At 58.7% G+C, this 504-nt stretch carries 1 protein-coding gene; it reads right to left on the reverse strand.

Annotation, left to right across the window (positions count from 1 at the left end; translation table 11 throughout):
• Positions 1-166: 166 nt before the first annotated feature.
• On the reverse strand, positions 167-504 hold a 338-nt coding region (locus ABD208_RS20420), incomplete at its 5' end, for an ABC transporter permease subunit (RefSeq protein WP_344106657.1).

Genomic DNA, 504 nt, shown 5'->3' on the forward strand with positions numbered 1-504 from the left:
GCCCTGGCAAGAGCGGCATCACCCCGCGAATGAAGGTGCCCGGCGGATGAGTGGACGCGATGATTGCCACATAGACCGGAAAGACGACAATCGTGACGCCCAGGGTCAGGACCAGATGGGCGAACAGATTGCCCCAGCGGTTATTCTCGACCATGGCGCCGCTCCCTCAGTAATTCACGCGCCGCTCGATATAGCGGAACTGGATGACGGTCAGCACGATCACGATCCCCATCAGGATCACGGATTGCGCAGCGGAAGAGCCAAGGTTCAGGTTCACGAACCCGTCGCGATAGACCTTGTAGACAAGGATATTCGTGGCTTGCGCGGGCCCGCCCTCGGTTGTGGCATGAATCACCCCGAATGTGTCGAACATGGCATAGACCACATTCACCACCATCAGGAAAAAGGTGATCGGCGAAAGCAGCGGGAACACAATCGTCCAGAAGCGCTTGAACCGGCTTGCGCCATCAATCGCGGCGGCCTCGATCAAGGATTGCGGGATGG

The organism is Myceligenerans crystallogenes (genome assembly GCF_039529775.1).
GTDB classification, from domain to species: domain Bacteria; phylum Actinomycetota; class Actinomycetes; order Actinomycetales; family Cellulomonadaceae; genus Myceligenerans; species Myceligenerans crystallogenes.